Source organism: Streptomyces canus (genome assembly GCF_030816965.1).
In the GTDB taxonomy this organism is placed as follows: Bacteria; Actinomycetota; Actinomycetes; order Streptomycetales; family Streptomycetaceae; genus Streptomyces; species Streptomyces canus_E.
Map to the genome: position 1 here is coordinate 4,813,265 of NZ_JAUSYQ010000002.1, position 18,327 is coordinate 4,831,591.

At 69.4% G+C, this 18,327-nt stretch carries 18 protein-coding genes; 2 read left to right on the forward strand and 16 right to left on the reverse strand.

The features are described 5' to 3' along the window. Positions 1-67: 67 nt before the first annotated feature. The 3 genes from QF027_RS23070 to QF027_RS23080 all read right to left on the reverse strand — a co-directional run bounded on the left by QF027_RS23070 (position 68) and on the right by QF027_RS23080 (position 4,092). Entirely contained in the window at positions 68-3,310 is a 3,243-nt protein-coding gene (locus tag QF027_RS23070) for a hypothetical protein (protein WP_307076731.1), read from the reverse strand. Positions 3,311-3,418: 108 nt separating this feature from the next. Continuing rightward, positions 3,419-3,625, reverse strand: a complete 207-nt coding sequence (locus tag QF027_RS23075; protein WP_307076732.1) for a hypothetical protein — start codon at positions 3,623-3,625, stop codon at positions 3,419-3,421. A gap of 5 nt (positions 3,626-3,630) precedes the next feature. After that, a complete protein-coding gene (locus QF027_RS23080; protein ID WP_307076734.1) occupies positions 3,631-4,092 on the reverse strand; it encodes a hypothetical protein in 462 nt (153 codons plus the stop codon). A gap of 198 nt (positions 4,093-4,290) precedes the next feature. On the opposite strand from QF027_RS23080, the gene QF027_RS23085 reads away from it, so the two are divergent. After that, complete coding sequence (locus QF027_RS23085; RefSeq protein ID WP_307076736.1) at positions 4,291-5,148, forward strand: hypothetical protein; 858 nt, start codon at positions 4,291-4,293, stop codon at positions 5,146-5,148. Positions 5,149-5,164: 16 nt separating this feature from the next. Here the strand turns inward: QF027_RS23085 and QF027_RS23090 are convergent, their stop codons facing one another. From QF027_RS23090 to QF027_RS23110, 5 genes are read right to left on the reverse strand one after another with little or no spacing between them, the layout of a single operon-like run. Next, positions 5,165-5,542: a hypothetical protein gene (locus QF027_RS23090; RefSeq protein ID WP_307076738.1), complete on the reverse strand. Its 378-nt coding sequence runs from the start codon at positions 5,540-5,542 to the stop codon at positions 5,165-5,167. Further along, positions 5,532-6,131 carry a hypothetical protein gene (locus QF027_RS23095; RefSeq protein WP_307076740.1) on the reverse strand — a complete coding sequence of 200 codons (600 nt, stop codon included), beginning with the start codon at positions 6,129-6,131 and terminating at the stop codon, positions 5,532-5,534. Before QF027_RS23095 ends, QF027_RS23090 begins: the two co-directional genes overlap by 11 nt. 11 nt (positions 6,132-6,142) lie before the next feature. Further along, positions 6,143-6,952: a hypothetical protein gene (locus tag QF027_RS23100; RefSeq protein WP_307076742.1), complete on the reverse strand. Its 810-nt coding sequence runs from the start codon at positions 6,950-6,952 to the stop codon at positions 6,143-6,145. A gap of 3 nt (positions 6,953-6,955) precedes the next feature. Next, positions 6,956-7,663 carry a hypothetical protein gene (locus QF027_RS23105; RefSeq protein WP_307076744.1) on the reverse strand — a complete coding sequence of 236 codons (708 nt, stop codon included), beginning with the start codon at positions 7,661-7,663 and terminating at the stop codon, positions 6,956-6,958. Next, the gene (locus QF027_RS23110; RefSeq protein WP_307076746.1) at positions 7,663-8,361 is read right to left on the reverse strand and encodes a hypothetical protein; all 699 of its coding nucleotides are present in this window, start codon (positions 8,359-8,361) and stop codon (positions 7,663-7,665) included. Before QF027_RS23110 ends, QF027_RS23105 begins: the two co-directional genes overlap by 1 nt. A gap of 669 nt (positions 8,362-9,030) precedes the next feature. Between QF027_RS23110 and QF027_RS23115 the strand changes: the two genes are divergently transcribed. Next, positions 9,031-9,441: a hypothetical protein gene (locus QF027_RS23115; protein WP_307076748.1), complete on the forward strand. Its 411-nt coding sequence runs from the start codon at positions 9,031-9,033 to the stop codon at positions 9,439-9,441. Positions 9,442-9,620: 179 nt separating this feature from the next. On the opposite strand, the gene QF027_RS23120 is transcribed toward QF027_RS23115, so the two are convergent. The 8 genes from QF027_RS23120 to QF027_RS23155 form a co-directional block, all read right to left on the reverse strand. Continuing rightward, positions 9,621-10,124 carry a hypothetical protein gene (locus QF027_RS23120; RefSeq protein ID WP_307076750.1) on the reverse strand — a complete coding sequence of 168 codons (504 nt, stop codon included), beginning with the start codon at positions 10,122-10,124 and terminating at the stop codon, positions 9,621-9,623. Positions 10,125-10,453: 329 nt separating this feature from the next. Beyond that, the gene (locus tag QF027_RS23125; RefSeq protein ID WP_307076752.1) at positions 10,454-12,430 is read right to left on the reverse strand and encodes a glycosyltransferase family 4 protein; all 1,977 of its coding nucleotides are present in this window, start codon (positions 12,428-12,430) and stop codon (positions 10,454-10,456) included. A 76-nt stretch (positions 12,431-12,506) separates the two neighbouring features. Further along, positions 12,507-12,977, reverse strand: a complete 471-nt coding sequence (locus QF027_RS23130) for a hypothetical protein (protein WP_307076754.1) — start codon at positions 12,975-12,977, stop codon at positions 12,507-12,509. Positions 12,978-12,980: 3 nt separating this feature from the next. Further along, positions 12,981-13,916, reverse strand: coding sequence for a hypothetical protein (locus tag QF027_RS23135; protein WP_307076757.1), 936 nt, complete (start codon positions 13,914-13,916; stop codon positions 12,981-12,983). 98 nt (positions 13,917-14,014) lie between these two features. Next, the gene (locus QF027_RS23140) at positions 14,015-14,665 is read right to left on the reverse strand and encodes a hypothetical protein (protein ID WP_307076758.1); all 651 of its coding nucleotides are present in this window, start codon (positions 14,663-14,665) and stop codon (positions 14,015-14,017) included. A gap of 36 nt (positions 14,666-14,701) precedes the next feature. Continuing rightward, positions 14,702-15,193: a hypothetical protein gene (locus tag QF027_RS23145; RefSeq protein WP_307076760.1), complete on the reverse strand. Its 492-nt coding sequence runs from the start codon at positions 15,191-15,193 to the stop codon at positions 14,702-14,704. A 59-nt stretch (positions 15,194-15,252) separates the two neighbouring features. Continuing rightward, complete coding sequence (locus QF027_RS23150) at positions 15,253-17,757, reverse strand: hypothetical protein (RefSeq protein WP_307076762.1); 2,505 nt, start codon at positions 17,755-17,757, stop codon at positions 15,253-15,255. Further along, a complete protein-coding gene (locus QF027_RS23155; RefSeq protein WP_307076764.1) occupies positions 17,757-18,269 on the reverse strand; it encodes a hypothetical protein in 513 nt (170 codons plus the stop codon). Before QF027_RS23155 ends, QF027_RS23150 begins: the two co-directional genes overlap by 1 nt. Between the last annotated feature and the right edge of the window lie 58 nt (positions 18,270-18,327).

Here is an 18,327-nt window from a genome sequence, read left to right on the forward strand (position 1 = left end):
CCCTAATTCGGAGAGGTGCCCGGCCCACAACCAGCGGCGTCCCTCAGCTTACGGCCGCCCCACCAGGTCACATGCTGTACGTCAGCGCCATGCGGTGCATGACCCGGGCGGCGGTCGTCTCGGCGTCGCCGACCTGGGAGATGTTGAACACGGGCGCGATGGTGACCCCGCCGTCGCTGCCCGGCGTGGAGGAGGAGCCGTCATTGCCGAGCATCTCGGCCAGACCTGACTGCGCGGCCAGCTGCCGGGCCCGCTTCGGCTTCGTCAGGGGGATGATCACCTCCGGGCCCGCCTCCCCGACCAGGGCGTGGGTGGGCCCGAGCACGATGCCGCCGTCCGCGAACGGCAAGTACTTGCGTACGGCCGACGGCAGACCGCTCTTGATGCTCGACATGATCCGCGAGCCGATGTTGCCGAGCGCGCCGGCGATGCGGCCCGGCAGGCCCGAGAACAGGGACACGATCCCGGAGATCAGCGACGAGACAGCGCCTCGCGCTGCGCCCGCGGCGCTGCTGAACACACCCGCGATACGGGAACCCAGGGCGCTGAGGGTCGACACGATCCGGCCTGGCAGGCCGGAGAAGAACGAGACGATCGACGAGCCGAAGGACCGCGCGGCGGACAGGGCGCTCGATCCGGCCGACCGGAACAACGCGGACAGACGGCTGGGCAGCGCGGCGGCGGCCGATGCGATCCGGCCCGGCAACGACGAGAAGAACGCAGCCGCCGATGACAGGAACGACGAGATCGCCGAGCGGGCCGAGTTGAACGCCGATGTGAAGACCGACAGCAGCTGCGAGCCCAGCGACGACAGGCCGCTGACGATCCGGCCCGGCAGCGCGGTGAAGATGAACACGACGGCCGCGATCGCGGTCAGGATCGCGATGCCGACGGCCGCAACGGCCTGCACGAACAGGTCGACGAGCAGGCCCGGCAGCGCGGCAAGCCCAGACATGATCATTCCGGGTAGTTGGGTGAAGAAGCCGACGACCGTGGTGAAGGCGGTCGTCAGCCACGAACCGATGGTCGTGACGAGGCCGGTGAAGAACGTCGTGATCGTCGAGCCGAGCGCCGAAAGCCCGGAAACGATCATGCCGGGCAGTTGGGTGATGAACGTGACCGCCGACGTCAGCCCCGACACGAGCCCGGTCAGTACACCGACGACGCCCTGAATGATCGGGACGACGATATTGATCGCGGCCCACAACGCGAACGCCGCGGCGACCTGGAGCACAGGCGCGAGGAGTTGGACGATCAGGACGACGAGCGGCGCGAGGGCAGCGACGAGTCCGGCGATCGGAGGCAGGATCGGGATCAGCGCCTGCAAGATCGCGTTGATCGCGTCGACGATCGGCGGCAGCACCGGCAGCAGAGCGTCAGCGAACGCGGTGTAGACGGGCACCAGTGCGGTCGCCACCTGCACGAGCACGCCGGCCAGCGTCGACAGCAGCGGGGCGAGCCCGACGAAAATCTGAGCGACAGCCTGCCCGACCCCGGCGGCGAGCGGCGCCATGCCCTGCACGAGCATCCCGAACCCCTGCGCGATCTGCGGCAACACGGGCATGAGCGCGCCGACCAGCGCCTGAATGATCGGCGTGAACAGCGTCGCCAGGGTCTGCAGAACTGGCGCGAGCGCCTGCGCCAGGACCGCGACGAGCTGACCGGCGAGCGGCAGCAGCGGGGACAGCGCGGACAGGACCGAGCCGACAGCCGCACCCACGGGCCCGAGGCTCGGCCCGATGATGGCGAGCCCGTCGGCGAGCGCGGACGCGACAGTCTGGAGGCTCGGCGCGATCGCCGCCAGGGCGGGCCCGAGCGCGTTGATGACCCCGGTGATCGCCGGGCCCAGGGTCGAGAAGACCGGCGCGAGGGCGGGAGCGATCTGCCCGATCTGTGTGACGAGCGCGGACAGGATCGGCCCGAGCTGCGCGGCGATCGTCGCAACCGTGCGGAAGACGTTCCCGACCGCCTCCTGACCGGCCGCGCTCTGGACGAAGTCACGGAACGCACCCGTGATCGTCTGAAGGTTGTTCAGCAGCCCGCCGCCTGCGCCGGACGCCGCCGCGAATACCCCCGACACGATCTGCCCGACGTTGGAGGCGATCGCGCCGAGCTGCTGGAAGACACCGACTGCGCCGCGTACCGCTTCAACCGCGCGGCCCGACGCCGCGAACGCGGACAGGAACGTCCCGAACTGCGCGCCTGCCTGCGCGATTGCGCCGCCGATCTGAGACCCGAACGCCTGCGAGACGGCCGCGGCGACGTCCAGGAAGCCCTTCGCCAAGGGGGCGACGGCAGCCTGAAGCCCGGCTGCGGCCTGCGTGGTGCCCTGGATGATGGCGTGCAGCGGCCCGACAGCCTGCTGCGATGCCGCGAACTTCAGGCCCTCGTCGGCGGCCTGGCCGAACTCGGTCGCCAGTGCGGCGAGCTGCGTCCGCAGCGGCAGCAGGTTCTTGATCGCCGCGGAGACGTCGTCGGCGAACTGGGCGAAGAACGCCTGCTGAATGGACTGCTGGACCTTCTGCAGCTCCGGCCCGAGATCCCTTACCGCGGTGACGGCCCGCTGTGCGGCCGGGGCCAGCTTCTCCAGCGCCTCTTCGAACTTGGCGGCGTCACCCGAGAACGCCGCCGACAGGGCATCGCCGACTCCGAGGACGGCAAGCTGCAGGGTGCCAAGAGCGACCTGGGCCCCGGCCATCGCCGCCGGAAACGCGGCGACGATTCCGGCGGCCGGGGCGAGAGCGGCCGTGAGCGCGAGGACGCCCTGCGCGGCGCCCGCCGCGGCGATCCCGAGTACGCCAAAGCGGAGCGCCGACGACAGCGCCGTGCCGAGGCGACCGGCCACCCCGGACAGCCCGGCCAGGGCCCGCGTGAACCGGTCGTTATCGACGTCGACGTTCGCGTTGACCGTGACGTCGGGCGGCCGGTGAGCCCTGATATGGGCGTCGAACCCGTCGAGATCGGGGACGACCCGGATCGAGACTTCTTCGCCGGCGAGCGCGGCCCGAAGCCGCTCGACGAACCCGGTCAGGTCAGGCGCGACCGGAATGTTGATCGAGTCGAGGGAGCGCAGCCCGTCCAGGAGCTGCGCATCGAACCGCCGCAGGTCCGGGGTTACCCGGACAGTGACCGCAGCGGCGTCCAGGCCCCTTTGGATGCTGCGGCGGATCTGCGCGCCGATACCGCGAGTTGCGCGGTTGAGAGCGCGCTGGATCCGGATGCCGAGGTCACGCGCATCCGCGACGGCCCCGCTGTCATCGAGGTCGATGCGTATGACCGCGCGGCCGTAGTCCTCGTCCTCGCCGGCCACCGGGCAACCCCCGCTTTCGCGTGTGGTTGCCCGGCCCAAAACCAGCGGCTACAGCAGACCGCTACGGGCCTGCCGTGATCTCCAGACTATCCGGCCCTACCTTCGGACTTATGCTCGCGCGTCCTCGGCCGCCGCCTGTGCCATCAGCGCACGTGCCTGGCTCGGGTCGATGCGGGCCGCGCTGCGTGGCCATGCCCCTTCGGCCGGTCGACGGCGGGCGCCCTTGGGCGGGGCATACAGCTCGGCCCGGTTCCGCTGCCGCGCGGCGTCGTCCTCGGCCGCCATGTCCATGGACGCCTCGGCGGCGTTCAGCATTCGCCTCAGCGGCCAGGTGTGCGGGTCGACGCCCTGGAGGGCGAGACTCCCGTCCCACGCCTCCCAGCCTGCCGCGATGGAGTCGAGGAGGCGGAAGACGACGTAGTAGGGCGGTTACCACCACCCCCATACAGCTCGACCACCCATTCGAGGAGTTCGACGATGACGCGCGTCGGCAGGCGGAACGCGTCGACGACACGGGCGCCCTCGTGCTGCGCCGCGTAGGCCTCGGCCTCGTCCAAGTCAGTGAAGGACTCCAACACGCTGCCGGCCTGGTCCTTGACTTCGAGGCGGAGGAACAGCGCGGCGGACTCCTCCTGCATCTGCTTGGCGAGGAACAGGCGCAGCGCTCGTGCGGTGCGGCGGACGTCCTTCGGGTCGGCCTCGGCGAGGTTGTCCAGGTCGATGCCCTTGGCCTTCTGGGCGTCGCGCAACTCGGCGTACGCGTCCATGAACTCATCGCCCATGACCTCAGGCTGGAACCGCAGCTCGGTTCCACCGATGTCGGCGACATGGGGCTCAGTGTGAAGGGCAAAGGTTTTGCGCACAGGTCTTCCCCTGGGGTTTCCGCTCCTCGCCCGGCCCACAACCAGCGGCGCACCCCCGAGGGTAGCCATACCAGCGGAACAGCCTCGTTCAATGGCGCGTTGCGGCAAGATCAGATTATGGATCTACAGGGAGTCGGCGCCCTTGCGGCGGCAGCCGTCGCAGCGGTGGGCATACCGGCCGCGCTGCTCGTCGGCCGGTGGCAGATGCGTGCGGCCCTGCGGACTGCTGAGACGACTTACCGCGCAGCCCTCGACGCGGTCCGCGCCGACGCCGCGAACACGCACACACAATGGCAAAGAAGTGCACGAAGGGATGCATACGCCGCATTTCTCTCGACAGCCGGAGACCTGAAGACACGGTCTATGCGGCTGCGTTACTTGAACCCTCGCGACGAGGAAGCACATGCGGCTCTGCTAGGTGAACTGGGCGAGTTCAACGTTGCTTTGAATTCACAGCTCCTCATAATCAAACTCGAAGGACCTCCAGAAGTCGCTTCGAAAGCGGACTGGTACAGCACACAAGTCCACGCCTATGTGCGCCGCGAGAGGCGCTGCTACGAGGAGATTCGAGCGTGGACGAAGTTGCTCGATCTGGTCGCCGCACATGACCCCGAGCAGGAAGCTGCCAGGGCTCTCCAAGCAAGCCTCGAAGCACTGGAGAGGGCTGTCACCGAAAGCAACTTCTCCGGCAGTTATGAAATCGTCGAGATACACGACCACAACGGCGATGAGGATGTTCCAGAGCCGGTCACCACGGCATACCGGGTAGCCCAGAATGCCTACGCCGACCTACCGAGTGACACGTTCACAGAGAAGGACCATATTGCACTCTTCACCCGCTGCTTTTGGGACGAAGAGAGAATCCCTATGCCGCAAGGCTCGCACTTCTACGCCTACATCATGCAGGCGGAGGCCAAATTCATCGCCTCTGCCAGGACGGCTCTGTCGCATTCCGATGTGATCACAGACCAGTAGGGTCCGAAATCAGGTCCTAACGGCCCAGCCGCAACGCACGGGCAAGGAAGTTGTTCGGCCGCGTGCCTGGATGCCGGACGAGCCGTGTGAACACCACCTCGCCGCCGACCTCGAACCTCAACGCCTTTGCGCGGCGGGGACGGATCAGGTGCGGGCGGGTGCCGCTGAGGACGTAGTGCACTGCGGGGTGGTCGCACACGATGACGCCTTCTAGACCGCGCGGCCCCTCCTGGACCTTCCACGAGATGTACGAGCCCATCGACCCGGGCGCTTCTCCCTCGGCGATCCGCGCGACCCGCTCGGTGCGTGCGCTGATCCGCCGGTAGGCGATGCCGCCCCGGGCACGCAGGAGTCTCGCGATCCGGCCCGGCTCGATCCGTACCTCAACACTCACAGCTGGGCACCTCCTCTGGGCACTTGCAGCCGGGCAGGGCGATCGTGACGCGCTGCTCGACGCCGACGCAGCCGCCCTGTGGGCCGAGGGTTTGCTGACGGCCGAGGATGTACGGCCGGCCGCGCCGCCGTCCTCGTCCTCCGGTGGCGGCGAGACAGCAGGTGATCGCGTTGAAGACGCCGACGGCATCGATGTGGGTGACACGGGCCGCCGCCTCAAGGTCCTCACATGAAGGCGGGCAGCCCTCTTCGGTTGGGCCGGGCGCGCACCGCAGCACCGTGACGACGAGCTCGACCGCCGTCGACAGCGGCGGCGTGCAGCCGCGTACGTTCTGGGGCGTGTTGTCCTCGGCGGGGAAGTTCGTCGACCCGTACATGCGGGACAGGTTGACCGTGAGCTGGCCGCCGGCGTCGCCGGTGCACGGGTCGGCGCACTCGTCCCACGCGGGCAGGCCGGGGACGAGGCAGCGTCGGCAGGTCGGGCAGCCCGGATAGTCCTCGACCTGGGTCGCGAGGTCGTCCAGGGTGGCGCACACGCATTCGAGGAGGTCGGAGGCGGCCTCGTGGATGGCGAGCGGCAGGAGCGGCACGGTGGTCCCTTCTACGGCCAGATCTGGAGGCGCGGACGCTTGAAGTCGGGGCTGAAGACCCGGCTCGGAGAGGTCTGCCGGTAGGGGTTCACGGCGTTCAGCCACAGGTCGACCGCGGGGATGCCAGTCCGCATCTCCGAGTAGATGACCGTCGGATCCGCGAACTCGAGATCCACCCCCTGCCGGGACAGGCGGCTCAAGTTCTTGTTCGAGGCAACCTTGCAGCCGCAGCCGCCAGAGCAGTCCTTCACCAGGTGGCAGACCAGGGTGCTGAACGCGGTGATCGCCGCCTCGTCGAGCGGCAGGCCGATCCGGTAGGTGACGCAGAAGGTGTTCGGGGCGCCGCACGTTGCGGCCATGTCCTGGCAGTCGGGCCAACAGCCGCCGTCCGTACGCACCAGGAGGCCCGCCGAGTCGACGCGGTAGGCGTTCTGGGGCAGCGTGACGCCGTCGATCTCGACGGCCAGGACGTCGTGGACCGGGGCTTCCAGGCGCACTTCGCACAACTCGCCGCACGAGCAGTCCGACTTGCAGCCGCAGACGCTGGCGTTCCGCCAGGCCCCGTCACGGCCGAGGTATGGGATCCACGGGCCGGCTGTCTGCCAGTTCACGGTCAGCGGGGAGGCGTCGAGGCAAGCCCGGCGGCACGGGCGCACCGTGTAGGGGCATGACGGGCCTACGCGTCGGCCGGACAACGCCCACAGGATGAACGTCGCGACGGCGCGCTGCCGGTCGATGACGTCCTCGTCGACGCCCTCCGGGAGGTTGCAGCACACCGGGTCGAACGGCCACGGCTCGCAGGGGCCGATACGGAGCGGCATGGGTCAGCGCCTCCCACGCTTCTCGTACCGGCACGGGTCCGGGAACCGTTCGCGGATGAACCGGCCGACGGCGCCGTTGGTGAAGGAGTCCGGCATGGTCGACAGGAACGGGGAGGCGGGGTCGAACTGAGGGCCGCGGCGGGCGACCTTCACGTCCCGCATCGGTAGGCCGGTGACACCGTTCAACACCCCGTACACGGTGCGCTTGTGGACGTCGTGGCCCGGCGCGGCCTCCAGTGCCCGCAGCATGCCGTCCTTGTGCACGGGCAGCGGCACATGCAGCTCGAACGACGTCGGATCCTCGTAGCCCAGGCCGACGAGGAAGGCGTGCGTCTCCCGCATGGCCGCCACGTACGCGGAAGAGCGGGTGCCGTACTGGGCGAACACCTCCCGTACCGGGCCGCGGTGGAGCACCGGGAACGGCGACGGCTGCGGGGCCATGACGAAGAAGTCGTCGTTCGCCCACAGGAACGGGTCCGAGACGTCCGGGTGTTCGCACGCCGCTCGCACCGCGGTGGTGGTGTTGACGTATGCGGGGGTGGTCCGCTGGTGCGTCGGGATGTGCCGGGTGCCGGCCGCCCACCATGGCCGGTAGCCGACGATCCAGACATGCCGGTGCGGGAGGTGGGCCGCCCACGAACGCAGCGCGTACCGCAGCTGCTCGTTGTGGGCCCCCTCCCGCACCGGAACGACGATGTCCGGCAGCTCCATTACGAAGCGAGAGACATCGAGTCGCACGTCACCGGCGTGTAGTCACACGACGGCTCCGGCGGCGCCACGGTCGTGAGGAAGGTACGCCGGTGGCAGGACGAGGACAGCGGGGTGAGCATCGGGCCCGGGGTGCCGGCCGCGTCGAGCGGCTGCACGTCGTACGGGCCGACACCCCACGAGCCGCCCGCCCGGGTGGAGCCGGTGATCTGGAGGGTGACGGCCTCCGACCCGATCTCCAGATCGCCGATGATCCCGTTGGTGACCCACGGCATCAGCCAGTACAGCCACTGGCCTTCGGCGCCGTCCGCGCACTCCTCGCCCAGGACCTCCGCCCACAGTTCCAGTGCGAAGCCGGTGTTGCACTGGATGGAGCACGTGTCGAAGCCGATGGGCGTGCCGTCGTAGCCGAGGAACACCGGGTTGCCGGTGAGGATCTCGACCATCTCCGGGGACACGGAGAACACGTTGAGTTCCAGGTCCAGCCCGTTGAACGTCGGGCAGCCTCGCTTCGTCCCGCAAACCTTGCCGTTCGCGGCCTTGTAGGTGATGTCGTCGCCGTCGTCCGAGTTGACGTTCATGGCGAGGGAGCTGAAGCACTCGAAGACGAAGCCGTTGTCTTCGCCGCAGACCGGGTTACCGCACTGGTCGACCCTGGTGATCCGCATGACGTCGGCGTTGGCGATCAGGGGACAGGACATGCCCAAGGACTCCTGACATCTCGCAGAAGTCCGGCCCACAACCAGCGACTTAGCACAGTCTAAGACTTGTCCCGTACCGCCTGACCAGCTCGGAGCAGCTGCGGCCCTCAAGCACTTGCGCCAGCGCATCGGGGCTGGGTACCCCATCCGATCCGTGGCTGGTGGCTCATTTCTGGGATGTGCCTTGCGATGAGGTCATGGAGCTTGGCCTACACGACAAGCACCGACTCGTTAGGGATAAAAGGAGTAAAGTATACACATAAACGTTCTAAGGAGCGGTTATGGGACTCAGTCTTGGATTCGGCTTCGGGCCGATCCGCATGTCCATCCCGCTGTCAGGAGGGCGGAGGCGCAGGCGTCCAGCGAACACTGATTTTTTCGGACGCAAGATCCCTAAGCCGCCCCGGCGCAACCCGACCACCGGCCTGTTCCCCGGCGAGACCGTGGGATACCACCATGACGGGTGCGCCGAGATGCACATGACTGAGGCACAGGCTCTTGAGTGTGTGAAATCCAAGCTCCCGCCCGGCGAGAAGCTTGAGTTCATGCACGACGACTGCACCATCCACCACCGGACCCCGGGCGCAGCAGCTAGGTGCTACGGCACGAATTACCGGCGCTAGTGCCGCATCAGGCAACGTTCGCCTTGATTGCGGCTACTCTTCCGGCGTGACCGACGAGAAGGGCAGGGGGGACGGCTCGATCCGGCGCAGGCCGTCAGACCTAGTGATGGCCACCGTTGTGCTGGAACTCGTCGGCCTCGCTTTGTGCGGAGCTATCGTCTTGGTGGCGTGGCCATTCGGGTGGCTGCCCGACTCTCACTACGTCGCTCTCATGACTGCCATGTTCGCGGCGAAGCCTGCGGGCGAGCTGTACCGCGAAGGGCCACCGCGTCGGCTCGCTGCTGCTGCCGCCCTGCTCTCGTTGATTACGGCGGCACTGCTCGTTGCTGCAGCAGCGGACTGGGTCTTTCCGACAGCGGCTGATCACGACCTTGATTTCCTCGCAGGCTTCCTTATCGGGACACCCGTCGGCGCGGCTGTATTTGCTTGGTTCTACAACAGGGCGAACGTTGCCTGATGCGGCACTAGACGGTGTCCTATGTGGTGATCGACGTGTATTCGAGGACCTCCGGGCAGCTCTTGCCGCCTCGGCGGCCTGCTCATTCGCCTCCTGGCGGCCTCACCACTGCACCGCCCGGGGCACGACGAGGTGATGCACGACCTGCGCGAAGCAGCCGATAGCCCGGGAGGGGCCGGTCAATCGCGGGGGTAGAACTCCAGCACCGCCGTACCGCCGTCCAGGGACTTCACGCGGAAGCCGAGCTCGTTCAGGCCGCCGGTGCCACCCTCGCCGACCGACGTGCTCAGGAACATTCCGGAGCCCGAGGACTGGAGCACCACGGCGTCGTCCGTGATCTGCGTGATCCGGAGATCGCTGACGCCGAGCCGACTGTCAGTCTTGATGGTCATCGGCTTCGACACGGTGATCTCGCAGCGTCCGTCGAAGCAGGCGCCGACATCGGTCCCGTCGGCCGCGGCCGATCCGCTCGTGGGGGTACTCGTGGGAGAGGGCGAGGTCGGCGGCCGCTCCGACGCCGACGGCGCGCCCGCGTCGCTCGCACTCAACGACGTACGCGGGGACGACGGCTCCGCCCCCTCCCCGGAGCCGTCGTCCCGGCCGCCGTTCCCTCCGCAGCCGGAGAGAACCGCCATCAGAGCCAGCACTACGGCGACACCCGCCCGGCCCCTGCCAGTGGTCATCGGTCAACCCCTCAACTCGTACGCCTGCCTACGCTGTAGCCCCGGCGAGGGGGCCTGTCTTTTATACGGGCCCGTTTTGGGGAGGGGTCCCGTCGCGGGCGCGGGACCCTGGTGGGTGCCCTGTGTGCCAAGGAGCCCACGAACCTCCGAGGAGAACAGCGATGCCCCTCTCCACCAGCCTTGGCGCGCGGTGTCGCGCCCAGCATGCCCGGCACCTTGCACGCCCGTACGGTCGCCGGGGACCTTAAGAGACCCCGTAAACGATCTCCAACGAACTGGATGACCGGCTCTCACCAGCGCCTGCAGCCCGCAGACCGTGCAACCGTCCGTCACAGCAGCGCTTGAACCGCTTCCACCCACTTCTTGGTCTCCGTGTTCATCTGGTCGGCGAGGAACGCGCTCCGGGCGAACGCGGCGGCGACCGCCGCGTCCCGGCGCTCACCGTCCGGGTACAGCTCCTTGATCGCCGCCACCCACGCGCGGACGTCGGCCCGGTCGACGAACGTGCCCGCGTCGCCGAGGGCTTCCCGCAGGCCGGGGGTGGGGTGGGCGATGACGGGGATGCCGGAGGCGAGGGCCTCCACTGCGGCCATGCCGTACGACTCGTAGACGCTGGGCACCATCAACACCCGGGTCTGCGCCCACACGTTGCCGCGCATGTCGGAGGTCTGGCCGATGACGCGCATGTTCCGCAGCACCGGCCGCAGGATCTGTTTGCCGTGGCCGCCGGTGACGCCGAGGAACGGGGTGGACCGCAGGTGGGCAGCGGCCCCCCGCCACGTGTCCACGCCCTTGTGCCTGTTCAGGTTGACCAGCGTGACCCGGTCGCCCGTCTTCGGGGCCCGGTGCTCTGCCGGGATCACCGGCGGGTGCACGACCAGGGACGGAATCGCATCGACCTCAAGGTAGCGGGGGGCCAGGGCGCGGCGGACCCAGTCCGTGTTGTAGATGCACAGGTCCGGCCACAGGGCCAGGGGACGGGCAGCAATATCGAAGTCGGAGTGGATGACCACGACGGACTTCGCGCCGATGCCACGGGACAAGATGACGGAGCTCTCGGCGAAGTCGTGGTGCGAGACGAGGATGCGCGGCCGCATGGACCGGATCGCCGCGTCGGCGGCCGGAGAGGTGAGCTGGGCGTAGGTCACGCCGTCCACGTCCCACAGCGAGGGCGCCTCGGGCATCGCGGAACACACGACCAGGACGTCAAGACCCTCGTCCTTCAAGGCCCGCATCATGGTGTGGATCATCGTCTCCGAGCCTGCACGCCGGTAGGGCACCCCGAAGTGGATCCAGGCCACGACGTCCGGCGACCGCTCATGCAGGGCGGCGGGAGAGGCAGCGACCGGGTCGAGGTCGGCCGGCCGTACCAGGCTGGCGCACGTCGCCTCGAACTCCCGCAGGTTCCCCGCCCAGTCCAGGCCCGCGCCGTGTGCCCGCGCCTTGGCGGAGGCGTCGGCGTAGGCGTCGGGGTCGGACAGGCGGCGCAGCTCCTCAACCCACCGGTCGATGTTGTCGCGCGGGATGTACGTGGCTGCGTCGCCGAGCGCCTCCCGCAGGCCCGGCAGTGCGGCGGCCAGGACAGGGATGCCGGACAGCATCGCCTCAACCCCGGCCCGCCCATACGACTCCACCGTGGACGGCATCACCAGCACGCGGGTGCGGGCGTACACCGCCCGCGGGTCGGTCCGTTCGACCAGTTCGACGTTGCGGGGCATGCGGGCGGGGACGCGGCCGACGGTCTTCACCACCAGGAACCGCATGTCCGGTAGGCGGGCGGCGACCTGAGCAACGACGTCCGCGCCCTTGGCGGCCGTGGCCCCGTTCAGGGTGACCATGTCGCCCGGCGTCGTGCCGTACAGGGCCGGGTTGACGGGGGGCGGCAGAACGATCCCCGGGCCGCCGTAGTCGGCGTAATAGTCCCGGCACGCCTGCGAGGGGAACCAGGCCAGAGCGGGGCTGCTCAGGTTCCGGTTCGCTGACATGCCGTGCACCATCAGCAGATGTGGAACCCTCCACAGCTGACGCACCACCAGGTCGGCACGCCGGTCGCCGTGGTGGGTGATGATCAGCTGTGGCCGCTCCTGGTGGATGGCCGACCGCCAGTTCCCCAGCGGCCACACCTTGACCCCGTCCTCCGTACGCACACGTCCCGACTGGCGGCCCGTGGTGACGACGTGTACGGAGTGGCCCGCTGCGACGAGCCCGCGAAGGTACTCGCGGGTGGTGATCACCGCCCCTGTGGGAGGCACCGCCCCGTACGACGGCAGGACAGCAAGGATGCACATGGCAGTGGTCCGGGGCATCAGGCGCTATCCGCCTCGTGGGGGGTGGTCAATTCAGCACGGAGTCCGTGGAACGGCCGGTAGCCGCACCCAGCGCTCATGCGACGCGCTCCCACCGAAGGGTGGTGCGCCCGTTGCCGTCGGACTGGACACGGGCCACGCTCGGCGCGGGGCCGCTGTAGTTCTTCACGGCTTGAAGGCGGACGAGCCGGGTGCCCGGGACCGTGTACGGGACGAGGATCGGCCCATGCTGGTTGACGCCCTGGGTGATGACCGGCGTGGCGGTCGAGACGGTCATGTCGAGCTGCTGGACCAGGAGCTCGGAGTCAGCCACGACCGCGCCCGCCGTGACATCGAACAGCCGGACGCCGATCCACGCGTTGGTGCCGTCCGCAGCGGTCAGCACCGCGCGCACGTTCGCGTCGAGGTGGTAGGTGCCGGCGGCCGGGAGCGTCACCTGAAGGCCCGTGTTCACCCACGTCCCGCTCGCGGTGGCCGCCAGGTCAACAGGGGCGGGCAGTTCGGCGTAGCCGTGCCCGGAGATGCGGATGCTGCTGGAGGTCCCCATGGCTTAGTCCCAGTCCGTGTAGACATGCTCGGTCCAGTGGAGGAGGAAGTCCGCGCCCGCGGCCGTGCCGGTGAAGAGGAGGGAGCCGTCCAGCGCGAGGTCATAGGAGTCCCCGTCCACGCCCCACGACAGCGTCACCCCGGCCGGCACGGTGACGTCGTCCTCGAACGCGGTTGGTGCGCCCCCGTTGCGGGAGCCGGAACCTGCCGCCTGGACTCGTACCGCGCCCGCCAGGACGGTGAGCGTCACGGCCTGAACGTCCGAGGGGAAGGAGTCGACGTTGCCGCTCGTGGCTGTGCCGGTGAACCGCTTGATGCGCGACCGGACCCGCTGCGTCGGCGTGACCCGGGCATCGGGCGTGACCTGGACGGTGCACTCCACGATCTGTTCGGGATTCGGCGCGGGCACCGTGGCGCCGGCGTCGTTGGTCCACCGTGTGGTGGTGGTGCCGTCGCAGTCCACTTCGGTGATGCGGCGATAGAACGTGTCGGGGACCACGACGTCGACCGGGGCGAACGTGATCGTCTCCCCGGTGTCGTTGTCCACGGCGGTGAGGACGCCGTACTTGGTGCCCGTGGGCGGGAGCGCCCTTGAACGGAGGTGGTAGGCGCACTGGTCCGATACGGTCACCGTCCAGCCGCCCGCGAAGGGGTCCCAGGTGTTCATGATGGCGGCCAGGTCGGACAGGAGCGGCGTGCCGCACTCGTCCAGGCCGTCATTGAACGGGGCGTGGATGACGTTCCGGCCGTTGATGATCCACGACGTGAACTTGAGGTTCGGCCGGTCGCAGACCCCGGTCGGGGTGCCGTTGATGGTCGAGACGCCGCACGGCGTGGTGCCGCTGTTGTCGTAGGAGACGTACCGGTAGCCGGGGATCTTCCAGCACTCGCTGCTCAGGGTCTGGGGGCAGTCGCCGACTTGGCCTGCGGTGCCGCTCATCAGTTCTCCGTTCCGTAGGGATTCGCAGGGGGCCCGGTGCGGGCGACCGCCTGCCTCCCGCGAGGGCCGTCAGGCCTCCCGCGGGAGGCGTGGGGCTGTTACGGCTGGGCGGTCCAAAGGACCTGCCACGTCGCCGTGGCCGGGTCGCCGTCGATGGTGATCGTTCCGGTGAGCGCGGAGTCGACCGCGTCACCGTCGACACCCCACGTGAGGGAGCTGCCGGCCGGGACGGTGAGGGTGCCGTCGGCGGTGGTGATCGTGACGGTGCCGCTGTAGACGAGCAGGGTCACGGACTGCGTGCCCGCGTTCGCGGCCAGGTCCCAGTTCGTGTTCTGCGTGCCGTGCGGGGTCACGGTCTTCGGCGGGGCGGTGAGCGGGCACTGGCCGACGGTTCCGGCTGGGGTGTAGGCGGTGACCGCGTCCAGGGTGGTGTCCGTGACGGTGACCGTGCCGTCTTCGGCGATCGCCAGACGGCGCAGGAACGGCGTCACGGTGCCGTCGGCGGCGACGTCGCACAGCTCGATGACCTCGTAGTCGGTCACCTCGGCCGGGCATACGCCGACGGTGCCCGCCGGGGTGTACGCGGTGATGCCGTCGAGGGCGGTGTCGGCCACGGTCGTGTTGCCGGTGCTGTCGACGGACACGCGACGCAGGAACGGGGTAGGGGTGCCGTCGGCGGCGACGTCACAGAGGAGTTCGAACTCGCGATCCGGGGCGCTCGTCGAGATGCTTCCACCGGTACCAGACATGGCTCTCCTTGCAGGATGGTCGAAACAGGGGCGGGGTCAGGGGCGTTCGGTCCACGAGACGGCGACGATGTCTCCGGCGGTGGTCTCCACGGAGAGCGGGCCGGTGAGCTCGTCGGAGCCCGCGGCGACATCGGGGAGCGCCGACCAGGTGACGGACTCCCCGCCGTACAGGTGGGAGGTTCCGGAGGCGGTCGTCACCGATGGGCCTTCGGTTCCGGTGGCGATGACGGTCACGGTGACCGACTCGACGGTCCCGGCCGCCGTGGCGAATACGTCGAACGACTGGGCGCTGTCGAGGACCTGGCGGTGGCTGCTGGCCGTCTGGGTGGTGACCGGCGGCGTGGTCGTATCGCTGCTGGCATCGCAGACGGTGACGGTCCCGGCCGGGGTGTAGGCGGTGACCCCATCCAGCGCGAGGTCTGCCGTGGCGCTCAGCGTGCCGTCGGCAGCGTGCGTGAAGCGGCGCAGGAAGGGCGTGGAGGTGCCGTCGGCAGCGACATCGCACAGCGTCACGTACTCGACGTCCATGCTCGGCTGGGTGCTGCCCCCGGTGCCTGAGCCGACGAGGATCGGCCCGCAGCATCCGCTCATAGCGTGACTCCCGTGGTGTAGGTGATGGTGGTCGTCCCGGTGTCCGCGGTGATCGTGAGCGGCCCGGTCAGCCTCGCGTCCGGGTCTTCGCCGATCGACCAGGTGACCGACTCGCCCTGGAAGAGGGTCGAGGTGCCGTCCGCCGTGGTGATCAGCCCGGTGCCGGTGTGGGCCGTGGCGGTCGCCGAACGCAGCGCCGGATAGGTCGCGGCATCCCACGTCTCGCCCGCATCAAGCTGCACACGTCGGGCCTGCACGCCCACCGCAGCCTCGGCGCCCAGTACGCCGGCGTCGCAGTCGACCGGGGCAACCGGCGTGTACCGAGCGGACAGGTCCGCGGTGTACGTACCGAGGCTGGAGAGCGCTCCATCGCAGTCCACGGCCAGCAGCTCGACGTAATCGGTGTCGCCGATGCCGTCGCCGTCCGTGTCGTCGCAGCGGCATGCCTCAAGTACGTTCTGGGCCGGGCAGGGCTCCTCCGGGCAGCAGGAGCCGCCGGACCCCCCGCAGGCCATGTAGCCGTCCGGGAGGCCGCCCTCGTACCGCTTGCCGTCCGGGGCGATGAACGTGGTGGTGCCGCAGTCGCGGTGCTCGACCGTCCAGTACTCCGGTACGCCCGGCACGCGGTAGGTGAGAGTGACGTCGAGCAGGACACCGCCGTTACTCCCAGGGCCGGCCTCGGTCACGCGGATGGCGAGGAGGTTGGAGCCCCGCACCGCGCCAGCGATGCGGTGTTCGGCCTCTCTGTAGGGCGGCTGGTTGAACCATGTCGCCGCCTGCGGGTTGGTCCGCGTCTCCGCCGCGCCGTTGAGGGCGTAGCCCGGCACGGCGTTGTCGGCGTTGAGCGTGTCGATCTTGATCGTGGTGGCGTCCAGGACCGCATCGTCCGGCAGCTCGAACTCTGTGACCATGTAGTAGTCGACCGGGGCCCCGGGGGGCAGCGGCGTGGTCAGCGTGCTCGGTGTCAGGGACACCCAGCCGCCGCCGGGGGGACGCGGAGTCCTCCAAGCCGCCGGTCCGGCAACGTCGTAGACGGGGCGGCCTCCGGCCTTGGTCATTCCCCAGGTCCAGGCCGGGTCTACGCGCCCGCTGGTGTTGTTGCCGGGGTTGGACACCACCCGCTTGGAGGTCGGCAAGAGTGGGGTGACGCACACGGTTTCCCGTGTGGTCTCGCAGCACTCGCCGAGGCGCGTGCCCGCCGGCAGCGTGTACGGGTTGCCGGTCATCGCGTCGACGAGCCGCGTCGTGATCGCCTCGCCGTTGCCGTCGTAGACCGTCTCGCGGCGGACCTGGGTGACCGTGACACCGGTGGACGCGTTCACGACGCACAGGGGCCAGGACTCCACATCTGCTGTCTCGGGCTCATGGCAGGCGCCCACGGCGCCGGTCGACGTGTACGGCTGGCCGTCCAGCGTGTAGTCCGTGTGCCCGATGATCTGCCCGCTCGCCGGATCGCGCCGATAGTCCCGCACGAAGGCGGTGACCGTGCCGTCCGCCGCGGTGTCGCAGAGGACCGCGAGATCCTGCTCCGGCTGCTCCTCAGTGCCGGCGGGGCAGTGCCGTAGCTCGCCCTGGAGGGTGTACGTCGTCCCGGTGGCGGGGTCGACCAGGCGCACGGACGCGAGGGAGCCGTCCGGGTTGTACGCGTACTCGACGAGGACCAGGCCGAGGACGTCCCCGCTGGCCGGGTCGACGTCGCAGAGGAGCCCAGCAAGTTCGAACGCGCGGGAGTCGCCGCACGCCATCGCCCCGGCCGGGGGCGGGCCGCTGGTGTAGGCGCCGGTGGTGAGGTTGAGCCATCCGTCCTGGGTGACGGTGCCAGCGCAGTCCCGGGTGATGAGGACGGCGAGCGGAGTCCCGTCCGGCAGGCACAGGCCGAGCGTGGCGGCTGGGGTAGTGGCCGCCTCACACGGCGTCTCCGGGCTGCCGTCCCCGGCGCATGTACGGACGGTGCCGGTCACCGTGTGCGGGGTGGCGCCGTCCAACTCGAAGTCTTCGAAGGTGGCGGTGCCGCCCAGCCACGTGTAGCGGCGCAGGAACGGGCCCGCGTCGTCGCAGAGGGTCAGGGTGTCGGTCTCGGTGCACCCGTACTCGCAGTCCACCGGGGCGGTCGGCGTGTACGGGCTGGCCGGGTCGTCCTGGTAGGTGAGGAGGAGCTGAGCGGTGCCGTCGGCGCGAATGCACCACAGCTCGCTGTACGTCTGGTCGGCGGCGCCGTCCCCGTCGGTGTCGTCGCAGCGCTGCACACAGATCGTGTCGGCGCACCCGGTGTCACATGAGCCCGTGTCAGCTGGGGCCGGGCCGGGCGTGAACTGGCCGGTGAGGAGGTTGATCCAGCCCTCGGAGGTGATGTTCCCGGCGCAGTCCCGCACGACGGTCACCGCGATCGGGGTCCCGTCGGCCAGGCACAGGCCCACCGTCGCGACCGGCTGAGTCGGCGACTGGCAAGTCTCCGCCCCTGGGCCGCAGTTGCAGTTCGTGAAGTTTCCGCCGACGGCCACTAGTTCTCTCCGCTCATCGTCGCGCCGCCTTGGTCGCAGGGACCGAGGAAGTTGATGTATGCCGCCGCTCCGTCGAGGACCTGCACCGTGAACGGCGTGCACAAGCGGCCAGGGGCGCATCCGCCGGGCGGCGCCGACCAGTTCAGGCCCGTCCCGCATTCGTTGATCTGCGTCTCATTGCCGGCGCAGTCCGTGACGATCACGGGCCCGCACGCGACCTGGATGGACACGGACTCCGTGCCCTCGGGCATGGCCCACGTCTCCGGCCCTGACAGGCCGAGGAGTTGAGGACACAGCGGGGTGGGATCGCACTGGTCGCACGGCCCGGCCCCGGCCGGGGGCGGCCCCGGGGTGAACGCTCCTGTGGTGAGGTCGACCCAGCCGGTGACGGCCGGTTGCGCGGCCGCGGTACCGCAGTCGACGCACGCGCCTTCGATCAGGACGGTGATCGGGGTGCCGTCCTGAAGGCACAGGGGCTGTGAGGTCAGCGACGGGGAACAGCACGTCGTCACCTCAACGGGTTCACCACCGCAGCCCCCACACGGGGCGCACGGGGCAGGCTCAAGGGCC